Genomic DNA, 7694 nt, shown 5'->3' with positions numbered 1-7694 from the left:
TTAAATGTATCTGGATACACGCCACACAAGCGTTTGAACTCTGTTGGCTTTAAAGTTTTTACTTGTTCGTAAGTCATCTTTCAATCTTAACTCTTGGACTATTTTATCCTATTTTGTCTAGACTTATGCAAGAGATCTAATGTCTTTTCGCGTTCAATACCTTGTTCGATACCTTGTTCGATACCTTGACGCATCCAACTGGTGGTAATTTGCATAACTCCCTCCTGTACGGGTTGACTAAATGTGCTAATCTCTTCTTGGAATTGTATCTCTTCGACCGGATTTAGATTGAGATAAGTATCAATGAATCCAAAAATTAATTGCATTCTCGCAGGATCTAACCTTAAAGTAATTAACAAGCGCAGACATTCCGCTTTAACTTTGGCTCGCTCTTTCTCGGCAATAGGGTGATCCAGAAAACGGGTTTCTTCAAGAAACCCGTTTTCTATTCAATCTCCTGACTCCTGACTCCTAACTCCTGACTCCTAACTCCTAACTGAAAAGTTTCGCTAATCTTTAGATAAATTGCGAGAAACATACCAAGTAAAACCGCCGCCGATAACTGCCATAACTGCTAAAGCTAATAGTACTGGTCGGAGTCCGAATTGAGTTTCGGCGATACCCGCGACAGCTAATGGTAAAGAGAGGGCAATATTAACGGCATTGTTTTCTAAACCAAAGACTTTACCGCGCATTTCGGGGGGTGTATCTGCCTGTAGGGTAGTTTGCATGGGAACCCCGACTAAAGCGGCAAAAATCCCTAATAAAGCGGTCATAGCGAAGGCTAAAATTAAACTCTTTGTGGCTAGAGATAAACCGATTAAAGCTGCCGCCATACCCAGGGAACCCCAGAGACTTAATTGGGTGTGGGAGAATTTTTGGCCCCAATAACCCAAAGTAATCGCACTAACTGCCATTCCTGCACCACAGGAGGCTAATAAAAAGCCGAATTGAGAAGCTTTTAACCCGGGTAGTTTTTCCGCCATACTGACGGCTAATACTGATAGAGCGGCAAAAATACAGAATAAGATGACTAACTGAATCAGAGCGTTACGAACTTTATGATTTTTGTTGAGGTAACGAATGCCGTCGCGGATATCTTCCCAAACATGGGGCTGTTCTGCGGTAGGAATAACATATTTTTCGTTAGTTCGCAGGATAATTAGAATTAAACCGGCAATTATATAAAAAGCACCGACAATCATCACTTTGCCAATATCAAATTGTCCGGCTCTCGTGCCGAAAATGCTATCAGCAAAAGCTAATAGAGGTTCACCGATGGCAAAACCGATAATTAATACCGCCATGGTGGTTAAAGTGTTGAGGGAATTAGCCGGTAGAAGATGACGACGTTTTACCACTAATGGCAGGGTAGATTGTTCGGCGGGGGCAAAAAATTGGGTTAAGGTGGAGACAAGAAAAGTAATGACTAACAACAGGAAAAAACCGAAGGGTAAATTAAATTCTCCTTGTAGCCGGTAATGCCAATTTCTTAAACCGTCAGGCAACCAACCGAGGGGAACGGCTAAAGTTTGCTCGCGCACTAACCATAATAATAGGGGAATGAGGAGGACAAAAGCCCCGCGTAAAAGGTTAGAAATAACTAAAACTTGTTTTTTTAACCATCTATCAACATATACACCCGCCACCGAACCCACTAACACCGCCGGAATTGTATTAGCAATCATTATCGCCGATACCCAGCCACTAATCGACTGATCGGCTTTTTGGTAATGGGTGGCAATTAGGGAGATCATCAGGACTAAATAGAATTTATCCGCTAATTGGGAAAAAATCCCCCCCGCCCAGAGAGTGAGAAAGCGCGGGTTTTTTAGCACTGGGGCAAAACCCTGACTAGGATTGGATTTGGGCGCACGTTTAGGCAAGCGGTTCATGGTTTCTGCGTCGGATTGCCTCGGTGAGGAATCGGAAGAATTAAAAACAGGAGTGGAGGAGTCGCTAGAATTAGCGTCGCTAGTTTCTGAGTCAAACAGTTGCATTATGATGATTTTTGCTATCTGTTTAAAATTCTAAGGGAGATAAACCCTCAACTAATGCCGAGGAGCGAAAAGTTTTTCCCAGATGATATTGAGTATAGCGGCGCAGCAGGCGATCGAGGTTAATCCAAGCTAGTTCTGAGGCAGGGTTTTCTTCTGGGGGAAAATCGGGTTTTCCTAAGCATTGCAGTAATTGCAGTTCTTGCGGCGTCAGTTTACTATCGATTTTGGGCGGGTTGATTGTTTCTGTGAGGGCAGCTAGATCTATTATTCCCCCTGCCTCGAAACTAAATCCTAGGCAATTGTCCCCAATTAAAGCTTTTCCCGTCAACAGGCAGTTATGGACTTGCGGCACTAAGCCGGCAATTATTAAGAAATGAAAAATTGCTTGACAAAGGTAGGGAAGTATGTACTGATTTTCGTCGAGGACTTCAATTCTGGCCAGATGGCTGCAGATTAATTCGTATAATTCCCTCTGGGGTTGTTCGCTCAGTGCGATCGCCAAAACCAGTTCACAGAGGTATTGGCTAACGGTGAGTTTGGCGAGATTTTGACTTAATTTGGGATAAGATTCGATAGTTTCAGCTTGAACGACCTTATCTAGGGATTTTCCTGCGACTATTAACAGATTATTGACCACAAATAGTTCGCTTCTACCCCGTAGGGAAGATTTATACTTGCGCGCACCAGGAGCGATGGCTCTAATTAAACCATATTCGGCGGTCAAAATAGTTAAGAGGCGATCGGCTTCTCCGAAGGCCATTCCTTGCAGATTGATTCCAGTAGCTTGATAGGTACGAGACATTATTGATAGCAGTTATCTTAATGGTGAGGTAGGAAGTTTTCGGGAGACTCCGAGACGACTCCCTCTCAACCCTACACCCTACACCCTGCCCCCACAAAAAACTTTTTCGGCAAACCCTAGCTAATTGTCTCCTCAAAAAGACTTGAGCCAATCACTAGGCAAAAGGGAAACTATGGAGGTTAGCGGACTCGAACCGCTGACATCCTGCTTGCAAAGCAGGCGCTCTACCAACTGAGCTAAACCCCCGATCTGGTTTTTGAGACACTCTCGTTATTATAACCTATAGTGAAAAATATTACAAGTTAATTTTTCCCTTGCCTGCCATGTCTTATCTAGTCGCCACTTTTTACCAGTTTGTGGCTTTGTCAGATTATCGTCAAAAACAGCCAGAAATACAAAAATACTGCCAAGAAAGAGGAATTAAAGGAACTATTCTTCTGGCAGCCGAGGGGATTAATGCAACGATCGCCGGGAACCGTCAAGCGATCGCCGAGGTGATTAGTTGGTTAAAAACCGATACTCGTTTAGCTAATCTAGAGGTGAAAGAGTCTGTTTGTGATTATTTGCCCTTTCAACGCTTAAAAATTCGCTTAAAAAAGGAAATTGTGACTTTCGGTCAACCCAAGGCTAATCCTCTCGAAAAAACAGGAATTCATCTCAAAACTGAAGAGTGGAACCAATTGCTGAAAGAGCCGGACGTGGTAGTTATCGATACGCGTAATAATTATGAAGTGGCGATCGGTACTTTTGCGGGAGCGCTTAACCCAGAAATCCAGCATTTTCGCCAATTTCCCGAGTATATTCACGACAATTTTGATAGTATTAACGATAAAAAAATAGCTCTTTTTTGTACGGGGGGAATTCGCTGTGAAAAGGCGGCAGCTTTTTTATTAAATCAAGGCTTTTCTCAAGTTTATCAGCTAGAGGGAGGTATTTTGAAATACTTAGAAGAAGTTAGTCCCGATCAGAGTCTTTGGCAAGGAGAATGTTTTGTTTTCGATCAAAGAGTGGCCCTAACAGCTAATCTAGAGGTAGGACATTATGAAATGTGTCCCGCTTGCGGTCATCCCATCGATGAAAAAGATAAACAATCCCCCAATTACCGAGCAGGAATATCTTGTCCCTATTGTAGTTAATTTTCTCCTATCTTAACCGCTCTCATCTCCCTACTTTTATAGTATCTGGTTACTTTTTCTTGCGGATTTGTGTACCAGAAATCATGTCATGAAGGGCGCGTTTTTTCTTTGTCCAGGCTGCCAGTAAAAAGCCCAAATATAAGGGAGCAGTGGAGATAAATTTTAGTAAGTAGCGGCGATTGGCTCTTGCAAAAGATATGCGTTTTCCTTGGCTATCGGTGACGGATAAATCAAAAAACATTTTACCAATAGTGGCTTTAAAAAGATATTCTAAGAAAACATAATATAACCATTTAATAACTATTCCTAAACCAAGAGCAGTCAGAATGGCAATATGTTCGTGAGTAAAGTTAAGTTTGGCTTGAATATTATAGATAATTGCCGCTATAAATAAAGCAAAACCTATAATTGTTGTTCCAGCTGCACTTAATCCTGCGGCATAGTAAACCCAGATTTCTTTGGGAATATCAAAATTAAGATTTAAATCTTGAAAAGTTGACCATTGTTGTAAGCGAAAACAGATATAACCACCTAATAAAGCGGCGATAATAATAACGATAAAAGAATCAATTAAAGAAGCTTTTAAACGGAGCCAAAACCCAGCATAACTGGAAGAAAGTAAATCGGGAATAGATACAGAATTCCGAATAAGAATAACTTGAGTTTTTTCGGGAGGAGAATTTTTAGTTTTTTTAGTTTGATGGGGATTGGCTTTAATATCAGTAATAATTTTTAGCAAAGTTTTGGTATCTTTAGGTCGATCAATAGGTTTTTCTGCCATTAAATTATCGATAAAATCTGCTAATCGAGAAGGGATATTTGAGGCATATTTACGCCAGTTAAATTCATTTGTATTAATATTATAAATTTTCGGATCACTGGGTTCTTTACCGGTTAACAAAAAGACGAAAGTTTTGCCCAAAGCATAAAAGTCTGATTGGGGGACAGAGTGACCACGAGATTGTTCAGGAGGAGCATATCCAGGGGTATAAATTCCTGTATTTTTCCCTCCTGCTAGGACGGTTTTAGTGACTTGTCGCGCTGCTCCAAAATCAATTAAAACTAATTGACCATCGGGTTTTAAGATAATATTAGAGGGTTTGATATCACGATGATAGAATTTATGTTTATGAACTGCGTGGAGAATATTAGCTAACTGAGTTAACCAATCCAAAGCGAGATTATAATCAATCGGTTTAAATCCTCTTTGTTTTTGATGTTCTTCTAAGTCAATACCGGCAATTTTTTCCATAACTAAACAGTGTAAAGCAGTTTGACTCTCCCGGGGATGATAAATAAAATAGTTTTCTCCTTTGGGAATACCGGGGTGATTTAATTGTTTTAAAAGATTGGCTTCCTGTTGAAATAAATCAATAGCTTTGCTGGAATCGTAGGTAAGAACTTTTAATACTTTGGGTATTTTACGCTCATCTATCACTTCATAGGTATTACCAAACCCACCTTTGGCACTCAATAAATTTGTGACTCGATATTTACCATTTAAAAGCAAGTCGGAACCGCAGGATTGACAGTAACGACTCTCCGTGATACTTTTCGGTTTGGGACAATGAGGATTAATACAAAAACTCATAGATTTTATTGGTAGAGTAAAAAATAAACTTGATGATAACAATATTCCTTGATAAATTTAGGGTTTATTGCCAAGAAAAAAGCCGCGCAATCCCAAAGTGACCACGGCACTTAAAAAAGCCACAACCATGGGGATAATCAGAGATTTAAACCCTTTCAAGTCCGCAATATCTTTAACTAGGATTGCATAACTATCTTCGACTTTTTCCAGTCGTTTATCCATTGTTTCGACTTTCTGATCAAGAGTTTTAATATCTCCCTTGATTTCCGTGACTTCCACCTTTAAATCATTAACATCTCTTTGCAGGGTGTCAAATTTTTGATTAACATCTTTTTGGAGACTGTCAAATTTTTGATCCATATCTCTTTGGAGATTGTCGATTTTCTGATCTACATCTCTTTGAAGACTGTCAATTTTCTGATCCACATCTCTTTGGAGACTGTCAAATTTTTGATTAACATCTCTTTGGAGATTGTCGATTTTACTCTCGATCCTTGTCAGGACAGATTCGAGAGAATAGGTAACGGTTTCGCTAGTTTGTGTCATAATTAAAACCCTCTTACAGATAACTACTTTCTTGAAATAAAAAATTAAGGTTTATTACCAAGAAAAAAGCCACGCAATCCTAAAGTGACCACGGCACTTAAAAAAGCCACAACCATGGGGATAATCAGGGATTTAAACCCTTTCAAGTCAGCAATATCTTTAACTAGGATTGTATAACTATCTTCAACTTTTTCTAGTCGTTTATCCATTGTTTCGACTTTCTGATCAAGAGTTTTAATATCTCCCTTGATTTCCGTGACTTCCACCTTTAAATCATTAACGTCTTTTTGGAGACTGTCAAATTTTTGATCCATATCTCTTTGGAGACTGTCAAATTTTTGATCCATATCTCTTTGGAGATTGTCGATTTTCTGATCCACATCTCTTTGCAGGGTGTCAAATTTTTGATCCACATCTCTCTGAAAGGAATCTATTTTCTGACCCATATCTCTTTGGAGAGAGTCAATTTTCTGATTAACCTCTTTAATACTATCTTTAATTTCTTTTAGGACAGATTCAAGGGAATAGGTAACGGTTTCGCTAGTTTGTGTCATAATTAACAACCTCTGGTCGATATAGCCAAATATAATTAGGTTATACTAAAAAAGTTTTTCGTTGGTGTGGGGTTTTACCCATGTTCAGGAAAAAAGTACCTGAATTTTCCCCCCGATTACTCCAATGGCTGTCACTTTTTGATTTAAAAAAGCCTAAAGATATTATCCAACAAAGTTTTTAGATTTATTCAGCCAGCCCCAATTATTCCCCTATTGCCTATTACTAGGGACTAAGGACGATTTCGCTACCGAAAAATTTCAATTGTGGCCAGAGAGCGGTCATGGTAATTTAAGAAAGCGATCAGGGAACTCTAACAGGGAAGATCCCGACCCTAGCGAGGGAGTGCCTGTTTAACCGTCTGTCCTATGTACAAGTCTATTACTGTTTTAACGCTGCTGACGGGAATTATCGCCGTTGATGTGGTTTTTGCTCAATCCACTGTTAATCTTCCCATCGCAGTTCAACAGGGAGAATCCTACGAAGGATTATTGACTAGAGCATCGCAATTAGCGGAGAAAACTATCATCAGTCGTTTTAATCAACAACAGGGTATTAATAAAATTGATTTATTAATAACCGCCGAAAAATCAGGGGCGATCGCACCTCTCCTCTCGGTGAAGGTATCCCGTCAAGATTGGTTTGGCAACCCTAATATTCAACGCTGGGCTAATGTTTTTCCCTTTGGCAAAGCTCTCCTTGGTTTTAGCTCTCCCGCACCCGTCGTCACCCCGAAAAGTCCCCCTGCTACCGTTAATCCCAGTCCATCTCCAGCACCATCTCCCACCGCTACCACTCCTCCCCCTGCTTTACCCTTCGAGGATGAGCCGAATAATGCTCCCCAAATCCCCATTCCTAAGCAAAGATTAACCACTCCAGCTAATCGTTAATTGATAGGAAAAGGATGGGCTTTCGGCAGATATATGTAGGGCTTGCTGAATAAATCTAAAAACCTTGTTGGATAAGGCTTTTAGACTTTTTTGACCTCAAAAAGTGCCGACCATTGGAGGGATCGGGGGTAAAATTCAGGTACTTTTTCCCTGAAAATTAGGTAACTGACTACCTCA

The 7694-nt window shown here is 40.2% G+C and carries 7 protein-coding genes, 1 tRNA gene and 1 pseudogene; 2 read left to right on the top strand and 7 right to left on the bottom strand.

From position 1 onward, the window contains the following. Positions 1–149: 149 nt before the first annotated feature. The 4 genes and pseudogenes from ACOCD9_RS20270 to ACOCD9_RS20255 all read right to left on the bottom strand — a co-directional run. A pseudogene (locus ACOCD9_RS20270) lies at positions 150–404 on the bottom strand (hypothetical protein); the annotation flags it as partial. Between the two features lie 105 nt (positions 405–509). After that, positions 510–2000, bottom strand: coding sequence for an MFS transporter (locus ACOCD9_RS20265; RefSeq protein ID WP_287704161.1), 1491 nt, complete (start codon positions 1998–2000; stop codon positions 510–512). Between the two features lie 22 nt (positions 2001–2022). Then, entirely contained in the window at positions 2023–2802 is a 780-nt protein-coding gene (gene recO, locus ACOCD9_RS20260) for a DNA repair protein RecO (RefSeq protein ID WP_287704159.1), read from the bottom strand. 173 nt (positions 2803–2975) lie between these two features. Continuing rightward, a tRNA-Ala gene (locus ACOCD9_RS20255) sits at positions 2976–3048 on the bottom strand. Positions 3049–3125: 77 nt separating this feature from the next. On the opposite strand from ACOCD9_RS20255, the gene ACOCD9_RS20250 reads away from it, so the two are divergent. Further along, positions 3126–3938 carry a rhodanese-related sulfurtransferase gene (locus ACOCD9_RS20250; RefSeq protein WP_287704157.1) on the top strand — a complete coding sequence of 271 codons (813 nt, stop codon included), beginning with the start codon at positions 3126–3128 and terminating at the stop codon, positions 3936–3938. Positions 3939–3987: 49 nt separating this feature from the next. Here the strand turns inward: ACOCD9_RS20250 and ACOCD9_RS20245 are convergent, their stop codons facing one another. The 3 genes from ACOCD9_RS20245 to ACOCD9_RS20235 are packed head-to-tail and all read right to left on the bottom strand — an operon-like array spanning position 3988 to position 6629. Continuing rightward, the gene (locus ACOCD9_RS20245; protein WP_419548287.1) at positions 3988–5529 is read right to left on the bottom strand and encodes a protein kinase domain-containing protein; all 1542 of its coding nucleotides are present in this window, start codon (positions 5527–5529) and stop codon (positions 3988–3990) included. Positions 5530–5586: 57 nt separating this feature from the next. Beyond that, entirely contained in the window at positions 5587–6075 is a 489-nt protein-coding gene (locus tag ACOCD9_RS20240) for a shikimate 5-dehydrogenase (RefSeq protein ID WP_287704153.1), read from the bottom strand. Between the two features lie 44 nt (positions 6076–6119). After that, positions 6120–6629 (bottom strand): hypothetical protein, encoded by a 510-nt coding sequence (locus tag ACOCD9_RS20235; RefSeq protein ID WP_287704151.1) that lies wholly within the window; start codon positions 6627–6629, stop codon positions 6120–6122. Positions 6630–6995: 366 nt separating this feature from the next. On the opposite strand from ACOCD9_RS20235, the gene ACOCD9_RS20230 reads away from it, so the two are divergent. After that, on the top strand, positions 6996–7517 hold the full coding sequence (locus tag ACOCD9_RS20230) for a hypothetical protein (protein ID WP_419548286.1): 522 nt from the start codon (positions 6996–6998) through the stop codon (positions 7515–7517). Positions 7518–7694 lie beyond the last annotated feature (177 nt).

Origin of the sequence: Microcystis sp. (assembly GCF_048564745.1) — a bacterium.
In the GTDB taxonomy this organism is placed as follows: domain Bacteria; phylum Cyanobacteriota; class Cyanobacteriia; order Cyanobacteriales; family Microcystaceae; genus Microcystis; species Microcystis ichthyoblabe_A.
The sequence above is the reverse complement of the archived record's forward strand: the minus strand, read 5'-3'. Positions and strand labels throughout refer to the sequence as shown.

Bases quoted from the DNA above. Each gene is read 5' to 3' on its own strand.
- ACOCD9_RS20265 (WP_287704161.1), bottom strand. From the start codon at position 2,000: ATGCAACTGTTTGACTCAGAAACTAGCGACGCTAATTCTAGCGACTCC.
- recO (WP_287704159.1), bottom strand. From the start codon at position 2,802: ATGTCTCGTACCTATCAAGCTACTGGAATCAATCTGCAAGGAATGGCC.
- ACOCD9_RS20250 (WP_287704157.1), top strand. From the start codon at position 3,126: ATGTCTTATCTAGTCGCCACTTTTTACCAGTTTGTGGCTTTGTCAGAT.
- ACOCD9_RS20245 (WP_419548287.1), bottom strand. From the start codon at position 5,529: ATGAGTTTTTGTATTAATCCTCATTGTCCCAAACCGAAAAGTATCACG.
- ACOCD9_RS20240 (WP_287704153.1), bottom strand. From the start codon at position 6,075: ATGACACAAACTAGCGAAACCGTTACCTATTCTCTCGAATCTGTCCTG.
- ACOCD9_RS20235 (WP_287704151.1), bottom strand. From the start codon at position 6,629: ATGACACAAACTAGCGAAACCGTTACCTATTCCCTTGAATCTGTCCTA.
- ACOCD9_RS20230 (WP_419548286.1), top strand. From the start codon at position 6,996: ATGTACAAGTCTATTACTGTTTTAACGCTGCTGACGGGAATTATCGCC.